Source organism: Actinokineospora sp. NBRC 105648, assembly GCF_030269645.1.
In the GTDB taxonomy this organism is placed as follows: Bacteria; Actinomycetota; Actinomycetes; order Mycobacteriales; family Pseudonocardiaceae; genus Actinokineospora.
On sequence record NZ_BSTR01000108.1, the window covers coordinates 1 to 1,154 of the forward strand.

A 1,154-nucleotide genomic window follows, 5' to 3' on the forward strand; every position below is an offset into this window, starting at 1 on the left:
GTCGTCGGTGGTATTTGGTCTCGATCCAGGTGACGATCGCCAACCGGAGTTCGTCGCGGGTGTCCCAGCGTCGGCGGTCGAGCACGTTCTTCTGCAGCAGGGCGAAGAAGGATTCCATCGCGGCGTTGTCGCCGCAGGCGCCCACCCTGCCCATCGAGCCGGTCAGGCCGAATCCTTTGAGTGTATCGAGGAATCTGCGTGATCGGAACTGACCGCCGCGGTCGGAGTGGACGATGGTGTCGGCCGGTGAGCGCAGCGCGACGGCGTTGCGCAGTGCGGCGACGGCCAGGGAGGACTTCATCCTGGTGTCGATGGAGTAGCCGACGATCCGGTTGGAGTGGCAGTCCTTGATCGCGCACAGGTAGAGCTTGCCCTCGCCGGTGGGATGCTCGGTGATGTCGACCAGCCACTTGAGGTCCGGCCCTTCGGCGGTGAAGTCGCGGCCGACGAGGTCGTCGTGCACCGGCGGCCCGGACTTGCGGTTGAGACCGCGCTTGCGCGAGTGCGCCGAGAACAGGCCCTGCTGCGAGCACAGCCGCCAGACCCGGTTCTCCCCGACCCGATGCCCCACGGCGTTGAGTTCGTCGGCGATGAACCGGTAGCCGTACTCCGGGTCGTCGCGGTGCACGTCGACCGCGGCGTTGGTCAGGTAAGCGTCGATACGGTCGCGATCACTGACCGGGTTGGCCAGCCAGGCGTAGTAGGCCTGGCGGGAGAATCCGAGCACCCGGCACGTCACCGCGACCGGCACCCTGACAGGGGCGCCGGTCGCGGCCAGCTCACGAACGAGCGGGTACATCATTTTGGGTTGATGTTGGCCTGCGCGAGATAGGCGGCGGCCTTGCGGAGCACCTCGTTCTCCTGCTCCAACAGCCGATTGCGCTTCTTGAGCTCACGCAGCTGCTCGGACTCCTCGCGGGCCAGGCCGGGACGCACACCGTCCTCGACGTCGGCGGCCTTGATCCAGTTGTGAAGGCAGCCTTCGGAGATCCCGAAGTCCTTCGCGATCTGCTTCAACGGGGCCTCGCCCTTGCGCGCGACAGCGACGACATCGTCGCGGAACTCCCTGGGGTATGGCTTGGGCACAGAGACATCCTTCCAGCGAGGACGCGAGCCCTCACAGGTCAGGTGTCAACCAATCTCGGAGCAGTCCC

The 1,154-nt window shown here is 66.3% G+C and carries 1 protein-coding gene; it reads right to left on the minus strand.

Translation table 11 applies throughout. From position 1 onward, the window contains the following. Nucleotides 1-1,086, minus strand: a protein-coding gene (locus QSK30_RS36575) for an IS3 family transposase (protein ID WP_285509999.1) whose coding sequence is annotated in 2 segments (ribosomal slippage) — nucleotides 1-817 and nucleotides 820-1,086 — 1,084 coding nt annotated over the 2 segments. Because the reading frame shifts where the segments join, the coding sequence is not laid out codon by codon here. This gene is flagged as partial in the annotation. Nucleotides 1,087-1,154 lie beyond the last annotated feature (68 nt).